21 protein-coding genes are annotated in these 20879 nt (G+C 71.7%); 2 read left to right on the forward strand and 19 right to left on the reverse strand.

Annotation, left to right across the window (positions count from 1 at the left end):
• Window positions 1-65: 65 nt before the first annotated feature.
• Together AB0B68_RS23965 and AB0B68_RS23970 are read right to left on the reverse strand one after the other, a co-directional pair.
• Window positions 66-596: a hypothetical protein gene (locus tag AB0B68_RS23965; protein WP_357201925.1), complete on the reverse strand. Its 531-nt coding sequence runs from the start codon at window positions 594-596 to the stop codon at window positions 66-68.
• A 226-nt stretch (window positions 597-822) separates the two neighbouring features.
• Complete coding sequence (locus tag AB0B68_RS23970) at window positions 823-1362, reverse strand: DinB family protein (RefSeq protein ID WP_357201922.1); 540 nt, start codon at window positions 1360-1362, stop codon at window positions 823-825.
• A 653-nt stretch (window positions 1363-2015) separates the two neighbouring features.
• Between AB0B68_RS23970 and AB0B68_RS23975 the strand changes: the two genes are divergently transcribed.
• Window positions 2016-2786, forward strand: coding sequence for an AfsR/SARP family transcriptional regulator (locus tag AB0B68_RS23975; RefSeq protein WP_357201919.1), 771 nt, complete (start codon window positions 2016-2018; stop codon window positions 2784-2786).
• Between the two features lie 9 nt (window positions 2787-2795).
• Here AB0B68_RS23975 and AB0B68_RS23980 read toward each other — a convergent pair whose 3' ends face one another.
• The 16 genes from AB0B68_RS23980 to AB0B68_RS24055 all read right to left on the reverse strand — a co-directional run bounded on the left by AB0B68_RS23980 (window position 2796) and on the right by AB0B68_RS24055 (window position 18606).
• A complete protein-coding gene (locus AB0B68_RS23980) occupies window positions 2796-3653 on the reverse strand; it encodes a 2,3,4,5-tetrahydropyridine-2,6-dicarboxylate N-succinyltransferase (RefSeq protein WP_357201916.1) in 858 nt (285 codons plus the stop codon).
• Window positions 3646-4770: an aminotransferase class I/II-fold pyridoxal phosphate-dependent enzyme gene (locus AB0B68_RS23985; RefSeq protein ID WP_357201913.1), complete on the reverse strand. Its 1125-nt coding sequence runs from the start codon at window positions 4768-4770 to the stop codon at window positions 3646-3648. The genes AB0B68_RS23980 and AB0B68_RS23985 overlap by 8 nt, the downstream gene beginning before the upstream one ends.
• Entirely contained in the window at window positions 4764-6089 is a 1326-nt protein-coding gene (lysA, locus tag AB0B68_RS23990; RefSeq protein WP_357262774.1) for a diaminopimelate decarboxylase, read from the reverse strand. The genes AB0B68_RS23985 and lysA overlap by 7 nt, the downstream gene beginning before the upstream one ends.
• 40 nt (window positions 6090-6129) lie before the next feature.
• The gene (locus AB0B68_RS23995; protein ID WP_357262777.1) at window positions 6130-6834 is read right to left on the reverse strand and encodes a class I SAM-dependent methyltransferase; all 705 of its coding nucleotides are present in this window, start codon (window positions 6832-6834) and stop codon (window positions 6130-6132) included.
• Window positions 6835-6839: 5 nt separating this feature from the next.
• Complete coding sequence (locus AB0B68_RS24000) at window positions 6840-7577, reverse strand: alpha/beta fold hydrolase (RefSeq protein ID WP_357262780.1); 738 nt, start codon at window positions 7575-7577, stop codon at window positions 6840-6842.
• Window positions 7574-8710, reverse strand: coding sequence for a hypothetical protein (locus AB0B68_RS24005; RefSeq protein WP_357262783.1), 1137 nt, complete (start codon window positions 8708-8710; stop codon window positions 7574-7576). Before AB0B68_RS24005 ends, AB0B68_RS24000 begins: the two co-directional genes overlap by 4 nt.
• Window positions 8707-9906, reverse strand: coding sequence for a cytochrome P450 (locus AB0B68_RS24010; protein ID WP_357262786.1), 1200 nt, complete (start codon window positions 9904-9906; stop codon window positions 8707-8709). The genes AB0B68_RS24005 and AB0B68_RS24010 overlap by 4 nt, the downstream gene beginning before the upstream one ends.
• Window positions 9903-10721: a methyltransferase domain-containing protein gene (locus AB0B68_RS24015; protein WP_357262789.1), complete on the reverse strand. Its 819-nt coding sequence runs from the start codon at window positions 10719-10721 to the stop codon at window positions 9903-9905. The genes AB0B68_RS24010 and AB0B68_RS24015 overlap by 4 nt, the downstream gene beginning before the upstream one ends.
• Before the next feature lie 4 nt (window positions 10722-10725).
• Complete coding sequence (locus AB0B68_RS24020; RefSeq protein WP_357262792.1) at window positions 10726-11886, reverse strand: acyl-CoA dehydrogenase family protein; 1161 nt, start codon at window positions 11884-11886, stop codon at window positions 10726-10728.
• On the reverse strand, window positions 11883-13067 hold the full coding sequence (locus AB0B68_RS24025; protein ID WP_357262795.1) for an acyl-CoA dehydrogenase family protein: 1185 nt from the start codon (window positions 13065-13067) through the stop codon (window positions 11883-11885). Before AB0B68_RS24025 ends, AB0B68_RS24020 begins: the two co-directional genes overlap by 4 nt.
• Window positions 13064-14683, reverse strand: coding sequence for an amino acid adenylation domain-containing protein (locus tag AB0B68_RS24030; protein WP_357262798.1), 1620 nt, complete (start codon window positions 14681-14683; stop codon window positions 13064-13066). The genes AB0B68_RS24025 and AB0B68_RS24030 overlap by 4 nt, the downstream gene beginning before the upstream one ends.
• A complete protein-coding gene (locus AB0B68_RS24035) occupies window positions 14680-14943 on the reverse strand; it encodes an acyl carrier protein (protein WP_355008489.1) in 264 nt (87 codons plus the stop codon). Before AB0B68_RS24035 ends, AB0B68_RS24030 begins: the two co-directional genes overlap by 4 nt.
• Before the next feature lie 72 nt (window positions 14944-15015).
• Window positions 15016-15981 (reverse strand): EamA family transporter, encoded by a 966-nt coding sequence (locus AB0B68_RS24040; protein ID WP_357262801.1) that lies wholly within the window; start codon window positions 15979-15981, stop codon window positions 15016-15018.
• Between the two features lie 81 nt (window positions 15982-16062).
• Complete coding sequence (locus AB0B68_RS24045) at window positions 16063-17088, reverse strand: iron-containing redox enzyme family protein (protein WP_357262804.1); 1026 nt, start codon at window positions 17086-17088, stop codon at window positions 16063-16065.
• A 160-nt stretch (window positions 17089-17248) separates the two neighbouring features.
• A complete protein-coding gene (locus tag AB0B68_RS24050) occupies window positions 17249-17752 on the reverse strand; it encodes an anthrone oxygenase family protein (RefSeq protein WP_357262807.1) in 504 nt (167 codons plus the stop codon).
• Entirely contained in the window at window positions 17749-18606 is an 858-nt protein-coding gene (locus AB0B68_RS24055) for an NmrA family transcriptional regulator (RefSeq protein ID WP_357198859.1), read from the reverse strand. Before AB0B68_RS24055 ends, AB0B68_RS24050 begins: the two co-directional genes overlap by 4 nt.
• Before the next feature lie 103 nt (window positions 18607-18709).
• Between AB0B68_RS24055 and AB0B68_RS24060 the strand changes: the two genes are divergently transcribed.
• Window positions 18710-19669 (forward strand): AraC family transcriptional regulator, encoded by a 960-nt coding sequence (locus AB0B68_RS24060; protein ID WP_357198856.1) that lies wholly within the window; start codon window positions 18710-18712, stop codon window positions 19667-19669.
• A 412-nt stretch (window positions 19670-20081) separates the two neighbouring features.
• On the opposite strand, the gene AB0B68_RS24065 is transcribed toward AB0B68_RS24060, so the two are convergent.
• Window positions 20082-20828: a hypothetical protein gene (locus tag AB0B68_RS24065; protein WP_357262811.1), complete on the reverse strand. Its 747-nt coding sequence runs from the start codon at window positions 20826-20828 to the stop codon at window positions 20082-20084.
• Window positions 20829-20879 lie beyond the last annotated feature (51 nt).

The raw sequence follows: 20879 nt of genomic DNA on the forward strand, positions 1-20879 counted from the left end.
CGCCGACCGAGGCACAGTGACGTCCGGGTGGTCGGTGGGCTGCCCGAGCCACGCCGCTGTGGGTGCTATGCAGGGGTGTCGTCCTGCCGGGCCGGCCCGAAGAGAGTCATGACGAGCGCCACGATGCTGAAGAAGCCGGATCCCAAGGCCAGCAGAAGCGAGGGTACGAAGGCAGATGGCGGTGGCACCCAGCCACCAAGCACCCAGGGCAGCGTGACAAGGACGATGACCGCAGCCGTGGTGGCGACTTCGTTGATAACGAACGCGGTCGATATAGCCGAGGCGCCGCGAGCGACTGTGCGGTAGGTCGTGTTGGCAGTCGGGGCAACCAGCACGACCGAGAGCGCGATGAAGGTGAGAGCACCCCAGAACGGCTCCAGGCCGGCGAGTGTGAGGGACACGATGAGCGGCACGGCCGACACCAAGAAGATCCACCGCACTCCCGAGCGCATGTAGCGGTCGGCTGCGGCTGCGCCCTGGCGGTTCTTGTGCAGGTCGGAGTCGAGGTAGAAGAAGACTCCGACGAGAAGTGTGCCGACAAGAGCAGCGGAGACTTCTGCCATAGTCAAAAAGAACTCGTCACTGATTTCCCGCATCGCGACCGACTCCCCTTCAGCGTGGAAGATGTCCCGACGGCAGTCTCTCGGCAACCTTACGGCCGACCGAGGAGGGTTGGTGCCTGTTTGCGGTCCCGGCCTTTCCAGGTGCCAGGCCCATTCGTTCAGGCGCGAATTGTCCGACGCACACAAAGCACCATCAACACATGGGAGCGCGTTTCGCGTCTTGTGTCAGTCAGGTGTGGTGACCCACCGCTCCGGTGGGTCAGACGCCCGTTCGCCCGTCGATGCACTCGCGCAGGAGGTCGGCGTGGCCAGCGTGCCGCGCATACTCCTCGATCACATGGAGGAGCACGTCACGCGTGGCGTGGCTGCCACCGTCGACCGGCACCTCGCGGCCCAGGTCGGCCTCCTCAAGGGCATCGAGCCATTCGTCGGCCTTGGCGATCTCGGCCTTCCAGATCGCGAAGGCTTCCTTCACCACCGCTGGATCGGGGACCGCACCCCCCAAGTCCCAGTCCGGCTCGTCCTCGTGCTGGTAAAGGCACGGTGCGTCGGTCCGCCCTTGCAGTACACGCTGGAACCATTGGTGCTCCATCTGACCCAGATGGCGGACCAGGCCGAGCAAGCTCAGGGTGCTGGGCGGCACCGAGCGTCGGCCGAGCTGCTCGGCGTCCAGTCCGTCGCACTTCATTTCTATGGTCAGACGGTAGTTGCCGAGGTACTCCCGGTAGGTCGCCTTTTCGCCGACAGGCTGACCGAAGGTCCTGGGGTCGTCCTCAGGGGTGGTCCACAGTTTACTCACGGCGCCACCCAATCGCGGGGGACGGCACCAGTCAAGCGAGTTGCGGTGCCCCGAATTCCACGGGCGCCAGGAGGAATTCTCTTGTCCGGTTAAGCGCACACTCCGCATCCTTGTCGCGGACCGTGAGGGCGTCCATGCGGTGAGCCGGCGACCAGAATCAGCGTCGCCGCCCGCCTGGTGGACTCCTGTCGGATGTCGAACACTTCCCGCATGTCGGGCCACGGGTGCGCACCCGGTGCGGGGACCGGCATCCTGACACCGGACGAATCTCCCCTGCGGCCGGGTCGTCGCCAGAGCCCGTTGCGGGCCGGCCAGGGGGCTGTGACACGGATCCCGGAGAGGGTACCCGCGGTCGGCCGACCAAGGACGGTGTCGCCCACCGACGGGCATACCCGATCGGCCCCCTGCTCACAACCGTCCTTCCCGCCGATCCGACCAGCCGCCCTGACATGTACCGCGAATCGCGCCACAGTGGACGCGCGTGTCTCACGGGCGTGGCCACTGCCCTTGCCATCGCCGACCTACCGTGAGCACGCCACCGCTCACAACGATGTCGCCCGGTGGCCGGCAGAACGATCACGGACGCCAACGCGTGACGGTCCGTGGTGCGCAAATCGGGGGAAGAACATATGGACATCAATATCCTAGGGCCAGTGCGGGCGCGCGTCGACGACCGGTCCGGCGGCCAGACCACGACCATGCGGGAGAGCGACCTGGGGGGCACCAAGCCCCGCACGGTGCTCGCCGTCCTCTTGCTCGCCAGAGACGGCGCGGTTGGCGATGACCGGCTCAGTGAGCTGCTGTGGGGCAGCCGGCCGCCCACCACTGCCATCGGACAACTGCACACGTACGCCTCCCGGCTGCGTCGCGAGCTGGGCCGCGAGGTGCCGCTGCTGCGGGTCGGGCGGGGCTACCGGCTGATCAGTGAGCACCTGCGGGTCGACTACGCCGAATTCCTTCGCCTCACGACCGCAGGCCGGCAGGCGCTGGCCCAGGGGCATCCCGAACGGGCCGCGCCGCAACTGCGCCGCGCCCTGCTCCTCTGGCGCGGAGACGCCCTCACCGACGTCACCTCCCACTTGGCGGCAGCCGAACGGCCACGACTGGAGGAGCTACAGCTCGAGGCCCTGGAGGGCCGCGCGGAGGCCGACCTCCTGCTCGGGGAGCACGGCCGGCTGGTCTGCGAGCTGACCGGCCTGGTCGCCCGGTATCCGCTGCGGGAGCGGCTTCGGGCTCAGCTGATGATCGCGCTGTGTCGCTCGGGTCGCCAGGCCGACTCGCTCGACGTCTACCAGGCGGGGCGGCGGATCCTCACCGAGGAACTCGGCGTCGACCCGGGCCCCCTGCTACAGGCAGCCCAGTGCGCGGTGCTCGCTGGCGGGACGATGGCCAACGACGGCGCGGTGCTGAGCGGCGTCCGATAGGGACGCCGGTCAGGTGGCTACGCCGTGGCTTCGGAAGAGCTCGTCGATGGCGACCTTGTCGAAGGTCTGCCCGTCGGCGAGTCGGCGCAGCACCAGCAGGCACGGCATGCCGAACTCACCACCGGGAAACGACCTGGACCGGGTCGCGCCGACGCAGACCGACCACGCGGGTGCCTGCCCGCGTGGCAGTTCCACCCCGGTCTCCGCGTCGAAGACACGGGTGCTGGCCGTCAGGATGACGCCGGCGCCGAGCTTGGCGCCGCGCCGCACCCGGCCCCCCTCCACCACGATCGACCGGGAACCGACGAATGCCTCGTCCTCCACCACGACCGGTACCGCGGAGGCCGGTTCCAACACCCCGCCGATGCCCACCCCGCCGGAGAGGTGGACGTTGCGGCCGATCTGTGCGCACGAGCCCACCGTGGCCCAGGTGTCCACCATGGTGCCGGCGCCCACCCAGGCGCCGATGTTGGTGTACGAGGGCATCAGCACCACCCCGGGCGCATGGTGGCTGCCCCACCGGGCGATAGCGCCGGGCACCACCCGCACCCCGTCGAAGGTGCGCTTGAGTGGGAGCCGGTCGTGGTAACGGAACGGCCCGGCCTCGGACGGCTCCAGCCCGAGGACCCGGAACGCCAGCAGGATGGCGCGTTTCGCCCGCTGGTCCACGACCACCTCGTCGGTGACCGGATCGACGGCGGCGACCCGGCTCACCCCGCTGTCCAGTTGGTCCACGGCGGCGGTGACGACGGCGTGGCCGGTCGGATCGTCGGTGGTCACCGTGTCCCGGCGGTCCCACAGCTCGTCGATCTCGGCCGGCAGGGGCGCCCCGGTCGGGGCGTTCGGCACGACGGTGGCGTCAGACATGCGCCGCCCTTCTCTGGTCGGATTCAAGCGGCCCCAGGGCACCCGCCCGGGGGGTGATCTCGGCGATGTCGCGGACGGCGGCGAAGCGGACATGTCCCCGACCCGCCGGTCCGTATGCGCCGCCGGGCATCACCACGATGCCGGCGCGGCTGGCAAGGCTCCTCGCCCAGGTGTCGCCGTCCCCACCCGGCGCGGCGGTCCACACGAAGAAGCCACCGTCGGGACTCCGTGCCGCCGCCCCGTTGACGGTGAGCAGTCGCACCAGATCGGCCACCCGGGTGGCGCCCCGCTCGTACTGGATCCGGGCGTGCTCGTCGTCGCCGAGCAGGTACGCGGCCGACCGCTGGGCGGCCGCGCCCGCCATCAGCCCGGCCGCGCGGCGGCACGGCACCAACCGCTCGACCACGGCGGGATCGCCGGCGTAGAAGCCGACGCGCAGCCCCGGGCTGTTCGACCGCTTCGACAGGCTGTGCACGGCGAGGACCCCGGCGGCGCCGTGCGCCAACGCGGTCCGTGGCGACCCGGACCAGGTCGACTCGGTGTACGCCTCGTCGGAGAGCACGAGCACCCCGTACCGTCGGCCCCAGGCGATGAGGGTGTCCAACGGTTCGAGCGCACCGGTGGGGTTGCTCGGGCTGTTCACCCACAGGCACAGCGCGCGGTCGCGTACCGCGGCGGGCAGCAGGTCGGGCCGCATGCGGTGGTCGGCGTCGGCCGGTACCCGGTGGGTGGCGAAGCCGGCGAGACGCGCCCCGTTCTCGTACGCGGGGTAGCAGAGCTGCGGGACGAGCACCGTGTCACGCCCCGGCGGGACGAGTCCGGCGTCGCGCAGGAACAGCGGCAGGGTGGAGATGAACTCCTTGGCGCCGGCGCAGGCCGCGACGGCGTCCGGCGCGAGCGCGACCCCGAACCGGCGGCGCAGGTAGCTGGCGGCCGCCAGCCGCAGCTCTTCGGTCCCGGCACTGGGTGGATAGCCGGACGGTTCCTGCCCGGGCAGCTCGCCGGGTGTCACCGGCGGCGGATCGGCGGGAACCCCCAGCGACAGGTCGAGCAGTGCCGACCCCGACCCGCGCGCCAGGTCGAGCAGCTCCTCGCGCGACGGCGGGGCGCTCAGCACGGCACCGCAACGCCGGCCATGGTCACCAGCGCGGGGGCGGGCACCACGGCGGGCGGGAACTCGAGGGTGGCGAAGTGGTCGTGTTCATCCTCGGCCCGGCGGATCATCTCGATGCTGCCGTCGCGGCGCAGAAGCAGCTCCTGCGGACGCAGGCGACCGTTGTAGGTGAAGCCCATCGAATGGCCATGCGCACCGGTGTCGTGGATCAGCAGCAGATCACCCTCCCGCAGCGCCGGCAACGGGCGGTTCCTGCCGAACCGGTCGTTGTTCTCGCACAGCGGCCCGGTCACGTCCACCGACTCCGTGGGTCCGGCCGCCCGCGCGAAGGGCACCGTGATGTGGTGGTACGCGTCGCGGTAGAGCGCCGGACGCATCAGCGCCGTCATGCTGGCGTCCACCCCGGCGTACTCGCGCCACTTGGACATCCGGTTCACCACCCGGGTGGCGAGCACCCCGTGCGGTCCGGTGATGAAACGGCCGCTTTCGAAACACAGACGCGGCGCGGGCAGGCCGTACTCCTGCTGCCACCGGTCGAGACGCTCGCGGAGCGCCCGGCCGAGCGCGTCGATGTCGGCAGTCGGTTCGCCCGGCCGGTAAGGGATACCGATGCCGCCGCCCAGGTTCAGCGTCCGCACCGCGACGCCCGTGTCGCGGTGCAGGGCGACGACCTGCTCCAGAAGCAGTTCGAGGGTGAGCAGCACCGGCGCTGCGGTGAGCGAGTTGGAGGCCAGCATCATGTGCAGGCCCACGGTGCGAACCCCGAGCGTCACGGCGCGCGCCACCACGTCGGTGAGCCGGTCGGCGGGGACGCCGAACTTGGCGTCGGCCGGGTCGCCGAGGAAGGTGTCCGCGTGCCGGCGGGAGCCCCGGTGCGCGTCGTCACCCGGGTTGACACGGAACGCCAGGGTGTCCGGCACGGTGCCCAGTTCGGCGATCTTCTTGAGGACCGTTGCGTCGTCGACGGTGATCAGCGCGTCCGCGCGCAGTGCCGCGGTCAGCTCCGCCCGGCTGGTGTTGTTCGAGTTGTAGCAGATCTGCCGGCCGCGCGCGCCGGCCCGCAGCGCCAGTGTCAGCTCGGGCCCCGAACTGACGTCGAAGCCGAAGCCGTGCCGGGCCAGGATGCGCAGGATCGCCGGATTGGGCAGCGCCTTGACCGCGAAGTACTCGGTGTAGCCCACCGACCGGAACGCCCGGTCGAAGGCCGTACAGGTCTCGTCGATGCCCTGCTCGTCGTAGAGGTGAAACGGAGTGCCGAAACGCTCGACGGCGCGCGGTAGGGCGTCGTCCAGACGTGCCTGGAACGCGGGGCTCACGGGCATCTGTCGGGCTCGCTTTCTGCCAAGGGCGGGTGGTTCGGAGTCAGTAGCCGAACCGCGCGATGATCACCGAGCGGACACGGTCGCCCGAGAGGGGGCGTCGGTAGACGTAGCTGTCCACGCTGACGTCGTCGAAGCCGGCCAGCTGAGCCTGCTCCCGCAGGTAGTCGACGGCGAGCCAGTGGAAGCCGGTCACCCCCGGCGCCGCCTGGACCGGGCTGCCGTCGCGGGTGGCGTCGTTGGAGGCCACGAGGATGCCGCGGCCGTCCACGCCGAGCCAGCTCCGTACGTGCGCCATGATCGGCAGGGTTGCGGTACGGGCGTCGTAGAGGTGGCCGAGCAACCCGTCGAGATAGGCCACCGGCCACGGCTCGGTCGGCGTCCAGGTCGTCACGTCGGCTTCGATCGACCGGACGCCCTTGGCCGTTGACATGGTGACGGCCTCGGCCATCGCGTCCACTGCCAGCACCTCGACCCCGGCCGCGGCCAGGTGACCCTCCACCACCGCGTTGCCGCTGCCCAGGCTGACCAACCGGCGGCTGCCGGCCCGCGTCAGCTCGCCGTTGAGCAGCTCCAGCATCCAGGTCCGATAGGCCGGCGAGTGGGTGGAGGGGGTGACAGAGTCGCCGCGCGCGCCCCCGGTCTCCCAGATGTCGAAGAGGCTGACGTCGTCGCCGGACCGCGAGCGGTAGAAGTCGGCGAGGTCGGCGAGTTGATCGGGTCGGGTGTCGGTGGTCTCGATGGTCACAGCGGTCACCTTCGTTCGGCAGTAGCCGGCAGGGTCGGTGCGGACAGGACGTCCGCGAGCAACGGCACCAAGTCCTCCATGCCGGAGCGGTAGAAGTGGCCTCCGGGCAGGACCCGGAAGGTGAATGCGGCGGTCGTTAGGGCCGACCAGGCGGTCGTCAGCTCGTCGCTGACGAGCGGGTCGTCGGCACCGCGAACCGCCAGGACGGGGCAGCCGACCGGCGCCGGCCCGGCCGGCCGGTAGCGGGCCGATGCCCGCACGTCGCCGACGAGGGCCCGCTCGACCAGCCGCCGGCCCAGCGGCGTCGCCCGGATCTGCGCCGGCAGCCCGCCGAGGGCACCCACCCGGTCCCAGATCTCGTCGTCGCTGCCGTCGAGGAGGGCTGCCGTGCTGTGCCGCCACGGCGCCGCGGCGCCGCTGACCACCACCAGGGCGGGGCCCCTGCCCGACTGGTGGGCGACCGCCGCCCAGGACGCGGCGAGCAGGGCGCCGAAGCTGTGGCCGACGACGGCCCAGCGTTCGCCGGGGGCGGGCGCGTACCGCTGGTCCAGGTCCCGCACGTAGCCGTCGACCTCGGGCGGCGGCCGCTCGGCGATCCGCGCGCCGCGGCCCGGCAGCTCCGGTGCGACGACCGACAGGGCGTCGCCCAGCAGCTCCCCGAGTCGGTCGTCCCAACCGCGGAAGACGCCGGCCGAGCCACCCGCGGGGGGCAGCAGGAACAGCCGGCTCGCCGCGACGGTCACGGTGTCGCGGTCGCCGGGACGGCGAGCTCGGCGGCGTACATCCGGTCGAAGGCGGCGACCAGGGTACGGTCGGCCACGGTCCCCCCGCTGAGCGCCGTGCGGCACAGCATCTTCAGCGCGCGCCAACTCTTCGTGGCGGCGGCGAGCCCTTCGATGAACGGCTCGCCGGCACCGACCAGCCCCGTCCATGGTTCGCCGGTTCGCCGGTACGCCTCCGCCACCGCCAGGTACGCCCGCTCGATCATCAGCGCCGAGTGGTACGTGTTGGTCAGTTGCGCGTGCCGGCGCTGGCCGGGTGCGGTGAGCGCCGGCACGAACGCGTCGCGGTACCGGGACAGCTGCTGGGGCAGCGTCCGCCGGTCGGCGAGAAGGGCGTCGACGGCGGCGCGTTCACGGCGGTGAACCGTCCCGTCGGCCAGGGCGGTCTGGGTCCGCTCGCCCAGGTGCAGCCGGTAGAGCGAGTCGTGCTTGTCGTAGACGTGGAACAGGTTGGAGCGGATCGCCTCGACGAACAGGGCCCGGTCGAAGCGCAGCACCAGGGTACGGACGCCGACGTTGTCGATGCCGAGGTACGAGTTCTCGTCGAAGTCGACGACCGTCACCTTGTGCCCGTTGGTGCGGTGCTCGCGCAGGTAGTACTCGTCGAAGTGCTCGTGGTAGTAGCTGTCGACGCGGGCGACGCAGTGCCCGTGGTCGCGCACGGCGGCGCGCAACGTCACCTCGATGTCACCGTCGACGGGCAGGTGGTGCTTGTCCACGCCCCACTCCCCCAGCAACAGGGCGTCGCGGGCGGCCTCGCTGTCGAGAAGGTTGCGGCAGGACAGGCCACCCCACTCGGCGCGCAGCGTCGGGGCACCGGCGACCAGGAGGAACGCCGCGAGCAGGCGAGGCGGCAGGAGCTGGGTCAGGCTGACGATGTGGCAGTCGTAGTAGACGCTCTCCACGGCGTTCCAGTGCCGGCCGGTGACCTCCGACTGGTGGGCGGTCACCCCAGGGACGTCGCGGGTCGGGTGTGCGACGGCGATGGGCTCGGGCTCGGGCTCGGGCTCGGGCTCGGGCTCGGGCTCGAAGGCCACTGTCACGGCGTCGCTCGTCGGGCTGTTGGTCCTGGGACCGTCGACGGTGGTGGTCACGGGCGTCTCCCGAAGGCGAGGCGGAGGGTGGCGGGTGAGCGGAAGCTGAGCCCCTGCACGGGGCTCGGCGTGACGTCGGCGAAGCGCAGGCCGGGGCGGCGTTCGAGCAGCAGGCGCAGCGCGGTGGTCACCTCTGCCAGGGCCATCCGGCGACCCATGCACTGGTGGCGCCCGGCGCCGAAGGAGAGCAGGCGCTGGTTTCCCGGCCGGCCCGGGTCGAACGTGTCCGGGTCCGGGAACACCGCCGGGTCACGGTTGGCCGAGCCGAGCAGGACGGTCAGCAACGAACCCTTCGGGATGTCCTGGCCGAGAAGCTCCCCGCCACCCCAGATGCGGATGGTGCTGTGGATCGGCGCCTCGTACCGCAGGGTCTCGTCCACCACCGCCTCGACGAGGTCGCCGTCCGCGGCGACCTGCGCCATCAGCTCCGGGCGCGAACACAGGGTGTGCAGGACGTTCGCGATCAGCCGGTTGCTCGTGTCGATGGCGGCGGGGATGAGCAGCCCGACCTGGCGGACGATCTCGTCGTCGTCGACGTCGGCACCCTCCGCGGCGGAGGACAGCAGCTGCCCGATGACGCTGTCGTCCGGTGCGGGTCGCAGCTCGGCGACCCGGCTGTGCAACAGGGCGCTCATGCGTGCCCACGCGGCGACGGCGGCCCGTCGGCGCACCGGATCGGCCGAGTCGATGAAGGCGATCACCGCGTCGCTGCAGTTCTGGAACTGCGGCACGTCCGCCGGTCGCAGGCCGATGATGCGCGACATCACCCGGATCGGTACGGCGTTCGCGAAGCCCGTCACGTAGTCGGCCGGGCCATCACCGGCCGCCGTGTCGAGGTCGTCGAGCACGCCGCGCACCGCCGCCGGGACGAGTTCGTCGAGGTACCCGGGGATGGCCGACGCGGAGAAGCTCCGGTTGGTCAACGCTCGCAGCCGGACATGCTCCTCCCCCTCCACGTCGGTCACGGTGCGACCGAACAGCACCCGGGTCGCCCGGAACGGGCTCTCCACACTGGAGCGCCGGTCCCGCAGTACCGCACCGGCGGCGGCGTGGTCGGTGGCAAACCAGGTACGGCGCGACGTCGAGTGGACGAGCTGGCCCTGCGCCCGCAGCGCCGCGTACACGGGGTAGGGGTCGAGCTGGAACGCGGGCGTCCCGAAATCGCGGTCGGCGCCGTTGCGCGCGGGCGCGGTCACCGCATCACCGCCGCGTCCGGCGCTCCGGCCGGCTCCCGCACGGCGGCGAAGCGCAGCCGATGGTAGTCGGCGTACCAGCGGCCGTCGCGCAGCAACGTCGGCGCGGCCAGCTCGTTGATCCGCGCCAGGACGGCATCGCGCCGTTCCGGCGGCACGTGGCCGATCAGGGCCGCGCCGAACATGGCGACCCAGTCGGCGACGCCACCCGGGCAGTCGGTCAACTCGGTGGGCCGGGCGAAGTAGTCCATCCGCAGCACCTGGAAGCCGTGCGCCTCCAGCAGGGTGGCGTACTCCCCAGGGCTCGGGAAGTACCAGGGCATCCGCGCGCCCTCGGTCAGACCCTGCTCGGCCAGCGCGGCGCGGACGGCGGCGAGGATCTCGGCCACGTTGTGCGCGCCGCCGAGTTCGGCGACGAAACGTCCACCCGGGCGCAGCGCGCGACGGACGGCGACGACGACGTCCGCCGGACGGGTCATCCAGTGCAGCGCGGCGTTGGAGAACACCGCGTCGACCTGCTCGTCGATCTGGAAGTCGTGGCCGTCCGCGAGCAGCACGTCGGATCCCAGCCGGGCGGTGGCCGAGGCGACCATGGCGGGGTCGCCGTCGACCGCGATCACCCGCGCGCCGCTGGCCGCGATCGTGGCGGCCAGCTCACCGGTGCCGCACCCCAGGTCGAGGACTGTCTCGCCGGGCACCGGGGCGAGCAGCTCGACGACACCGCCGGCCAGCGCGGACACGTAGCCGAACTGGCGGTCGTAGCGGTCGGCGTCCCACCCGGGGTCGGGCCGGGACTGGTTAACGGAGTGCTGTGTCATCATGTCACCCTCGATCGATCTGTTGGAGCATGAGTTCGGTGGTGCCGCCAGCGAGTGCCAGGCCGGTCGCGTCACGCAGGGCCCGTTCCGCCGGATGGCCGCGTCGGTAGCCGTCAGCACCGGCGAGTTGCAGCGCCTCGTCGGCAACCTCGGCCAGCACCGCGGCTGCCCGGTGTTTGCCGGCGGCCGCCCAGCCGCCCGGGCAGGCGCCCGCGGCGAGCAGCCGAAGGCTCTGCCCGGCCATCGCCTGCACCTCCTGGATGGCGGCGTCGAGCCGGGCGAGCGTGAATCGGACGTGCTGGTTGGTGATCAGCGGAACCCCGAAGGTGATCCGCTGGCCGGCGTCGGCGACCGCGTGGTCCAGGACCGACTCGGCCAGTTCGGCCATCCGGACGGCGAGCATCACGCGTTCGTGGATCCAGTGACGCATCAGCACCAGCAGTCCGTGCCCGCCGACGGCGAGCACGGCGGCTACCGGGGCCGCGTCGAGCACCACCGCACCGGTCAGGCCGGTGTGTCCCAGGCCGTCCAGGGTGCTCACCCCGACGCGCGGCCCGGCGGACACCAGCAGGAGCGTCGGCCCACGCCGGCCGGTGCGCCCGTCGCGGTCGTCGGCCAGTACGAGCAGGTGGTCGGCGTACGGGGCGTTGCTGATGAACCACTTCGTTCCGGTCACGGTCAGCCCACCGGCCGCCCCGACGCCCACAGTGGTCTTCAGGGCGGTCAGGTCGCTGCCGCCGTCCGGTTCGGTGGCGGCCAGCGCACTGGTCGCCGAGCCGGCCAGGGCGTCCGCCACCATCCCCACCGGTGTCGTCGGCAGGACGCCGAGCAGGCGTGTCCCCACCTCCAGGTGGGTGAGCAGCGCCGCGCCCGGCGCACCGTTACCGACCCGGGCGAACGCGCGGTGCACCGCGGCGGCACGCCACAGGGCGGCGGCGCGGTCGCCGCCACGCTCGGCCCACGCGTCGCGCAGCAGGCCGGCCTCGCCGACGGCGCGCAGCAGTTCCCGTACGGGCGGGCCGGCCGACTCCCAGACGCCCGCCGCGAGCAGACCGTCGCGGTGCCGGTCGGTGAAGGCGTCGAGCCGCGTCGCGAATTCGACGTCGGCGGCACCCTGCGGACGACGCGACCCGACGGTCGAGGCCAGCACCGACGCGGCGGTCACTGGGGCCACCCGCGCAGGCGGGCGAGGGCGGTGAGCATCATCTCGTCCGATCCGGTGGAGATGGACAACAGCCGGGTGTCGCGGAAGGCACGGTTGACCGGGTGGGTGCTGAGCTGCCCCTCGGCGCCGTGCAGGTGCAGGCAGGTGCGGGCTACCTCACGGGTGAGACGGCTGGAGCGCAGCTTGACCGCTGCGGACAGGGTGTTCACCGCACCACCGGTCACCCACCTGTCGATGCCGGTGTACGCGAGCTGGCGAACCGCCTCCACCTCGGCGCGCAGGCGTGCCAGCTGCGCGGCGGGCTGCTGACGGTCGGCGATCGGCACGCCGAAGGTCCGCCGCTCCCGCAGCCGCTCGGCGGTCCGCAGCAGCAGGGTGTCCGCCATGGCGACCGCGCGGCAGGCGGACAGGATGCGCTCCGGTTCGAACTGGCGCAGCTGGGTGACCAGTCCGAGGCCGTGCCCGCCGAGGCGGTGCCCGTCGGGCACGAACACGCCGTCGAAGCGGAGCTGCCCGGCGACGCCGGCGGTCCGCAGCCCGAGCGTGGCGTCCGCCGGTTCCCTGCTCACGCCCGGGGCGTCGGCCGGCACCATCAGCAGGACGTGGCCGAAGGTCCCACGAGCCTCGGGCAGCCGGGCCAGCACCGCGAAGGCGTCCGCGGTGAGCCCGGCCACGACCCACCGCTTGGCGCCGGTCAGCCGGTACCCGCCCGGCTCGGGGGTGGCCGTGGTGGCGACGGCTGCCACGTCCGCGCCGGCGCCCGGCTCGGAGACCGCGTGCCCGAGCAGGCAGCGCCCCGCCAGGGCCGGGCGCAGGAAACGCTCGACGGCCTCCGGCCCGCCCGCCTCGGCCAGCATGGGGGCGACCATGTCGTTGTGGACCGTCACCCCCATGCCCACGCTGTCGAACAACAACGCGCCGAGGCATTCGGCGAGGACCACGTGCTCCCAGGCGGTGCCGCCGGCGCCGCCCTGGTCGACGGCGAACCGCATACCGAGCCAGCCTCGCGCGGCCAAGCCGGTCAGGACCTCGCGCAGGGGGACCGCGCCGTGCCGCTCCCAGGCGTCGACCATGGGTACGACGGTGGCCGCGAGGTGCTCGGTGAGGCGGGCCCGCAGCTCGTCCTCGGCGGGCGTGAACCAGCCGGTGCGGGCCGCGACGGTGAGGGCCGCGGTTCTCACGGTGCCTCGTCGAGCAGCAGCGCGGCGATGCGGGCGCGGTCCGGTTTGCCGGTGGACAGCACCGGCACGGCCGGCAGCCGGTACAGCTCCCGCGGCACCATGTATCGGGGCAGGAGGTTGCCCACGTGCCTGAGCAGGGCCTCCACCGTGTCTCCGGGCAGTGGCAGCAGGGCGGCGGCCGGGCCGGGGTCCGGCTGGTCGACGGTCGCGTGGGGGCGCAGCACCACGGCGCACGCCAGCGACAGCCCGTCGCGCGGATCCGGGACGGCCGCCACGAACGCGCTGCCGACCGCCGGGTGCGTCTCCACGGCGCGGCGCACCTCGTTGAGGTTGATCCGGTAGCCCTTGATCTTCACCTCGTCGTCGCGCCTGCCCGCGAAGCGCAGCGCCCCGTCAGCGCCGCGTTCCCCGATGTCGCCGGTGAGGTAGAAGCGCGTTCCCTCGTGGTCGAGGAAGACCGCCGCCTCCTCCGTCGGGCGGTCCAGGTACCCGCTCATCAGCTGCGCCCCGGCAATGGCGATCTCACCCGGGCCGTCCGTGGTGAGCCGGCCGTCGGCGTCCCGGAAACGGATCGTCACCCCCGGCAACGGCGGCCCGATGGGGTACGCCTCGGTGCGGCCCGGTTCCCGCTCGGCGATCGGGTGGAAGGTCACCCCGCACGTCGCCTCGGTCGGCCCGTAGCCGTTGACCACCACGAGGTTCGGGGCCGCGTGCAGCCAGTCCTGGACGGTGGCCGGGTTCAGCACCTCCGCGCCGGTGAGGATTCGGCGCAGCGCGCTCAGGTCACGCCCGGACAACCCGGGCTCCGTCCGGGCCAGCAGCGTCAACGTGGAGACCACTGCGGTGAAGTGGGTGATCCGGTCCCGTTCGATGAGGTCCAGCACCCGAGCCGGCACGACGAACGCCGGGCCGAGCCGCACGTGCGCCCCCTTGAGCAGCGGCAAGAGCAGGTCCGCCACCGAACCGTCGAAGTGCAGGGCTGTCGTGTTCAGGCAGCGTGCCCGATCGGCGATACCGAGCACCGGGTCGACCGCGGCGAAGAACGCCTCCAGCGCGCTGTGCGGGATCCGGACGCCCTTCGGTCGTCCGGTGCTGCCGGAGGTGTACAGCACATACACCCCGTCATCCGGCGCCGTGGCCACCGGCAGGTCGTCGAGGTGCGCGTCCGCCTCGGTGCCGAGTTCCTCCACCGCCACCACCGGCACGGGCAGCGCCTGGTCGACCAGCCGGGCCACCGCCGCGCGGCGGGCCAGCAGGCGTGGGCTGCCGCAGTCCAGCAGCAACGCGCGCCGCCGGTCCGCGGGCGCCGAGGGATCGATCGGCAGGTAGGCGGCGCCGGCGGCGACTGCGCCCAGCAGCGCCGTCACCGTGGCGGCGGTCTTCTCGCCGTGGACGGCGACCAGGTCACCGCGGCGCACCCCACGGCTGCGCAGACCCGCGGCGACCCGCAGCACCCGCTGCCACAGCTCGGCGCGGGTGAGGGTCGCGTCCGGTCCGGTGAGCGCGGGCAGGTCCGGCCCGGTGGCGGCGTGCGCGGCGAGCGCCGCCATGAGGGACCAGCCGACCGGCGTCGGCGCGCCGGCCTGCGGCGTCGAGGGCTCGACGAGCATGGTCATCGGGTCGCACGCCGCTCGACGAGGGCGACCAACGTCGACAGGCTCTCCAACGCGTCGAGGTCCTCGATCTCCTCCCCGAACTCGATGCCGTACTCGCTGCCGAGCCGGACGGTGAGCTCCACAGCGTCGAGTGAGTCCAGGTTGAGCGCGCGCATGAAGTTGTCGTCGGCGGCCAGCTCGGCCGAGACGTCGCGCTTCTTGATGGTGGCGAGGGTGTCGGCGAGGCGGTCACGGACGCTCTCGGCGGTGGGACGGGTCATCGGCTGACTCCTGAACGGTCTCGGGTGACACGGGTACGACCGGGCGCGGCCGTACCGGTGCGGCGGGTGCGGTTACCGGCTGGCCGGGACGGCCGGCGCGGTCGGGACATCGGAGGTGCGCGGGGCGGCCGGCCGGGCGGCGGCCCGCACCGTCCAGGCCACCGCCGCCACCAGGCAGGCGGTGCCCACCACGGTGGCCGAGGTCAGGTCCTCACCGAGGACCAGCGCTCCCAGCGCCACCGCCACGAGCGGGTTGACGTACGAGTAGGTGCTGGCCAACCGCTGGTCCACCCGGGTGACGAGCCACGTGTACGCGAGGAAACCCACCAGCGACCCGAGCAGCACGAGATGCAGCTGCGCCAACCACACGGTGGGGTGCAGGTGGCCGACGTCCAGCCGGCCCCACTCTCCGGTCAGCCCGGAGACGACCAGCAGCGCCAGGCCGCCGCCGAGCATCTGCACCGCGCTGGACAGGGCGGCGCCCGGCACGATGTCGCCGGGGGTGCCGCGCCCCGCCGAGGCGGCGGCGATCCGCCCCGCCACGGCCCACGTCAGCGCCGCGGCCAGCACGAGCAGCGAGGGCAGCAGCGGGCCCGGCTGGAAACCGAGAAGGATCGCCACGCCGGCCAGTCCGACCGTGGCCGCGCCCAGGTCCCGCCCTCGCGGCCGGCCCCCCATCACCAGCACCCAGATGGGTACGGTGGCGAAGTAGGTGCCGGCCGCCGCCGACGGCAGATCCTCGGAGGCGACACTGACCAGCCCGTTCGCGCCGAGGAAGTGCATGAGCCCGAGCAGGGTCAACCGCCCGGTATGCCCCCGCAAGCGCACCGCCAGTCCCGGCTGGCCGCGCCGGCGCCAGTGCCAGCACAGCCCGCCGAGCAGCAGCGCCCCCGCCACGGAGAAGCGGACCCCGGCAGCGAACAGGGGCGGCACCTCCTGGACGACCACTCGGATACCGAGGAAGGTCGAACCCCAGAGCAGCCACACCGCGAGCAGCGCCGCGGCGATGCGCCACCGGTCGGCAGTCGGCCGGGCCATCGTCAGGGCGGGCGTCGACGTCCTCGGTCGCGCCGAGGCGGAGTCCAGGCCGCGGTCCGGCCAGGGGCGTCGACGCACGCGCTAGGCCGGGTTCTGGGCGAGGATGCGGTCGAGGTACCGGCAGGAGGAGTTCAGCCTCCACAGCGCACCGCGTGCCATGGCCCGGCGGGTCTGCGGCTCGGCCGCCATCGGCTTGACGACGTGGGCGAACCACGCGCTCGCGTGGTGGGCGTCGATGCCGATGTGCAGCCGGTGGTACGTGATGCCGTCGGCGGGCAGCCCGAGGCGCTCCCAGCCGTGCAGCACCTGGGAGAACCGGTCCGGCGCCAGCCACTCCGCAACGGCGAGGTGGCCGACGGCCTCGCCGAACAGGTTCCGGTACCGGCAGATCAGCACCGGTAGGTTCCCGCCGAGCAGCGCCTCCGTCGACAGGCTCTCCTTGAGCTCGTCGTCGGTGATGCCGAAGTGGGCGAGGATCCGGCCGAACAGCGTGGTGTGGACCATCGCGGGGTCGCCGTTGCCCATCTCGTCCCAGAAGTTCTTGGCGATCTCCATCTTGGTCTCACCATCCGACCCGACCTGCATCATGGCCAGCAGGTCGTCGAACCGGGCGTCCACCGACGACTCCTGCAACACGAAGCTGCGGAAGTCCGCCGGGGTGGCCCGCTCACGCAGGAAGGAGTGGTAATAGGGGTGCTTGAACACCCGGTGCTCCCGCGTCATGTTCTTGAGCCATGGCACGAACCGCTCCGGGTCGTCCGGGATCGAGGCGTAGATGCTCTCGTCGATCCAGCTGTCCTCGTCCCGCGCGGTGTCCCGCTCCAACTGTCGCGTCACCGCGTGCAGGACGGTGGACGCCTCGGCTGTCGATTCCGCCCCCAACTGGGTGTGCAGACCGTAGATCTTCGCCAGCAGGTACTGCTGTGCGAACTGGGCATCGGTGTCCCCGGCGGACGCCGCGGTACCCAGCCGGGTGACGTTCTCGAGCAGTTCGTCGTAGGCGTCCTGCTCGGCGTACGAACGGTCGAAGTCTTCCTCGGACAGAGCGAAGCGACTCACCAGATCGGTGACGAACGCCGTAGGAGTGGTGCTCAGCGTGGCGGGCATCCGGGTGCGCTCCTTGCAGTCGGTATAACCCGAAGCATTCCCCCGCCGTCTGCACGGCTTCGCTGATTTTTCTGTATTCGCAGGTCGGAGCACACGCGACGCGCCGCGTTTCCCCGGCCGCCCGGAACTGGCCACCCCCTGCCCGCGCCGGGCGACGACGTCATGGGGATGTGTTCGAGAAGTAGAGCCCGAGGCCAGCCAGCAGCAGGCTGATCAGGCTGGCACCGGCGCGTACCGAGTTCCACCACGTCCAAGCGGACGAGTAGGAAGCCCATGCCCGTACCGCCTCCGCAGGATCGGTTGGCACGCCTGCGGCGTCGAGCGTCTCGTTCATCGGCACGTTGACGACCACCGTCGGGATGAACGCGCCCACCAGGTACACCCCGGCGGCCACCAGGAACAGCACACCCGCCGACCGATTCCCGAGGATCAACAGGAACACACCGGTCACCGTGGCGGCGACGAGCGGGCCGACGAACGTGACGAAGAACAGCGGATTCTGGATCCTCTGGTTGATGCTCGTCATGGCCCGGATCGCGGTGCCAGCGTCGGCGGCGTTCAGACCGGGCATCACCGCCACCGAAAAGGCGTAGTAGACACCGGTGATCGCACCCGTCACCACCAGGGTCACCGCTGCCGACCAGGCAGCCAGGGTGGTGTTCATGCCCAGTCTCCACCGGGTGAGTTGTCCCATGCACCAGCGGCGGCGGCGTCCCGGGCATAGTCGGTGAAGTCGCGCGGCCTGCGGCCCAGCGCCCGTTGCACACCATCGGCGAGCTGTGCGTTGCGGCCGTCCAACACCTTGCCGAACAGCTCGATCAGCACCGCCGTGAGCTCCGCCGGCACGTCGTACCCGGCCATCACGGCGGCGTACTCCTCTGGTGACACCGATCGGTAGCGGATCTCCCGCCCGAGCGCGTTGCCGATCTCCGAGGTCGCCTCGGCGAAGGTGAGAAGTCGCGGCCCGGTCACCTCGTAGAGCTGCCCCGCGTGCCCGTCGTCGGTCAGCGCAGCGACCACGATGTCGGCGATGTCGAGGGCGTCGACGAACGGCTCCGGCACGTTCCCGGCCGGGAGGACGACCTCGCCGCCGCGTATCGAGTCGGTCAGGAAGTCCTCGCTGAAGTTCTGGCTGAACCAGCTCGCCCGCACGATCGTCCAGGCCACTCCGGAGTCCTGGACCACACGCTCGCTGAGTGTGGCCTCCTCCTCGCCCCGGCCGGAAAGCAGAACCAACCGTTCGATCCCGCCGGACACCGCCAGTTCCGTGAACGAACGGATCGTCGCGAGGGCGTCCGGCGCGACCAGGTCCGGGTAGTACACCAGGTAGACCGACGAAACCCCGTCCAGTACGGGCGCCCAGGTGCGCTGGTCGGTCCAGTCGAACGGCGGCTCGCCGGAGCGGGAGCCGACCCGTACCGGCCGGTCGAGTCTGGTGAGCCGGTCCACCACCCGTCGGCCCGTCTTGCCGGTGCCGCCCAGTACGAGGATTGGCTGCTCATCAACGGTCTTCGTCATGGCAACCAGTCAAGTCGGGAGTGAGCGCACCGGGAATGGGCGAGGCTCTCGATCGCATGTCCCGACGTCTCGACCGCCCACCTCACAGGGCTAACCTGAGCGCATGGACGCGCTCGCGGGGCTGCTGGACGGGCCGAGGGCGCGCGGTGCGTTCCTGATGCGGTCGGTGTTCGACCCGCCCTGGTCGGTACGGATCCAGGACCGAGCGCCCCTCACACTGGTCACCATGCTGCGCGGCACGGCGTGGGTGGTGCCGGATCGGGGCGCTCCGGTGCCGCTACGCCCGGGCGATGTCGGGATCATCCGTGGCCCGGAGCCGTACACCATCGCCGACGACCCGGCCACGGCACCGCGGGCAGTGATCCATCCCGGTGAGCACAGCACCACGCCCACCGGGGACGAGTTGTGCGAAGTGATGGACCTGGGTGTCCGGACCTGGGGCGAACGCGCTGACGGGATGGCGGTGCTGCTCAGTGGCACGTACCAGTTGCAGGGCGAGGTCAGCCAACGGCTGCTGAGGGTCCTGCCCCATCTCCTGGTGCTGCCGGCCGGAGCACTGGACAGCCCGCTCATCCCCTTGCTCGGCGACGAGATGACCAAGGACGAGCCGGGGCAGGATGTGGTCCTGGACCGGCTGCTCGACCTACTGCTCATCGCCGTACTTCGGGCCTGGTTCTCCCGGCCCGAGGCGGCGGCGCCCTCGTGGTACCGGGCACACGGCGATCCGGTGGTCGGCAGGGCGTTGCGACTGTTGCATGACCACCCGGCAAAGCCCTGGACGGTGGCCACCCTCGCGGCCGGCACCGGTATCTCACGGGCGGTGCTGGCCCGCCGGTTCACCGAACTGGTCGGCGAGCCTCCGATGGCGTACCTCACCAACTGGCGGCTCGCGCTGGCCGCCGACCTGCTGCGCGAACCGGACGCCACCGTCGGCGCGGTGGCCCGCCAGGTCGGCTACGGCAGCTCATTCGCACTCAGCGCGGCTTTCAAACGGGTACGCGGTCTCAGCCCGGCCGAACACCGGCAGGCCCTCGGGTCGCCTGACGTCACTCCAGTGGGATGAATGTGCCGAGGCTGGCCGTGGGCATCAGTTCCTCATCGTCCGCCACCACCGACTCAGCGAACGAGAACCTTCCCAAGTGGACCGGCGACGCCGCGAGTGCCTAACACGCCAAGGCACTCAAGCGGAGATCTGCGGTCGACGAGTCCGTCGTCAAGTCGGAGTTCATCAGCCAGTGGCTGTATCCGAAACATCGCCACGCAGGTCGGCGACCATTCGAAGCTACCCGGTGGGCGGTGGCCCGAGTCCGTCCGAGGATGACGACGGGCGCATCACACCGTGGCCCGTGCCCGTCGGCGGCGTCGCAGTCCAACGGGGATGGCTGCTCCGCAACGACCGGTACGCCGCCTTCGCCGAAGCCCTCACCGTCCGCGCGATTCCCTCCGCACCATCCCCGCTTGCAGCAGGCCGATGGCTAGGGGTCGACGCAGTATTCCGCGGCGGGGAGCACCGCAGGGTCCGCCGGGACCACCCTGCCGATCCACTGGAAAGGACTGAGTTGCATCCCTCGGGGCCTGCGCTGGCAGATCCGGCCGCTTGCCAGCTTGCTCGGGGCCATGCTCTCCATCCTGGGTGGGTAGCCGGCCGAGGCTACGATCGCGTAGCCGTCGTTGACGCTCACCACGAGCACGGAGCGTTCCGGCTTCGCGTTGGCGTCATCGAGGTTCATCCGCGTCAGACCGTCCACCACACGCCCGACCGCGATTCGGGACAAGCTGTAGCGGGGCCACCCGGACGCGGCGAGCCCTTCCTCGACGACCAGAGCCGCGAGCAGAGTGATCGCGACGATCGCGATGCCCGGGCGGTGCCGCGCCAGCCGGCGCCGGGCCCAGATCCACCCGAGACTCACCAGGAAGACGACGAGCTGTAACAGCAGGTAGTTCATCGGAACGAAGATCGCGAAGCCGGCGGCGAGGCCGGCCGCCGCCCAGTTGGTGGCACGGAGGGTCCAGCCCAGCCAGCCGCGTTGCCGGGCGAGGTAGACGAGCGATGCCGCGATGGTCGGCAGGAAAAGCGGAAGCAGCAGCGCCGTCAGGCCGAGCGGGTTTCCCTCCTGCACGATCGAACGGAGGAGGACGTGCTGGCCGGTCATCGACAGCAGGAGCAGCACCAGCAGCAGCGGGAGCGCCGTCAGCACGGCTGGCATCAGGTCGTCGGCCACGCTCGTCCGATCCGGGGCGTAGCTGACGGTACTGCTGTTGACACTGCTCCT

The sequence above is a fragment of the Micromonospora sp. NPDC049049 genome (genome assembly GCF_040649115.1).
Classification (GTDB): Bacteria; Actinomycetota; Actinomycetes; order Mycobacteriales; family Micromonosporaceae; genus Micromonospora.